This is a genomic window from Paraburkholderia sp. RL17-381-BIF-C (assembly GCF_046026435.1).
Classification (GTDB): domain Bacteria; phylum Pseudomonadota; class Gammaproteobacteria; order Burkholderiales; family Burkholderiaceae; genus Paraburkholderia.
Window position 1 is genome coordinate 1 of the sequence record NZ_JARESX010000240.1, and the last position, 374, is coordinate 374.

The window sequence follows — 374 nt, forward strand, 5'->3', positions numbered from 1 at the left end:
CGAGTGGGCAACGTGGCCCGCTCGATGTGGGTCGCACCCGAAGGAGTGATCTACACATCGTCGATGTGGGATGAAAACGAAGGTGGCATTGCGATCTATCAGAACGCCCGGAACATCGGTTCGATCGGGGCACACGGCGAGTTTCAGGGCGGCGCGATCACCGGTAACTCGACCTCGCTATTCGCTGCGCTGCAGTTCAGCGCCACTTACGGTAGCGGTAAGGTTGGCCGATACAACCGGACCAGCCGTACGCGCGACCTGCTCATCACCGTCAGCGCGACGACCACCGAACGCCTGGCCGATGTCGTCACCGGACTCGCGACGTCTGGCTCGCTGCTATATGCGAGCGATTTCCCCGGCAATCGCGTGCGCGT

1 pseudogene is annotated in these 374 nt (G+C 62.3%); it reads left to right on the forward strand.

The features are described 5' to 3' along the window. Positions 1-374, forward strand: a pseudogene (locus P0D70_RS36870) (SMP-30/gluconolaconase/LRE-like region family protein); the annotation flags it as partial.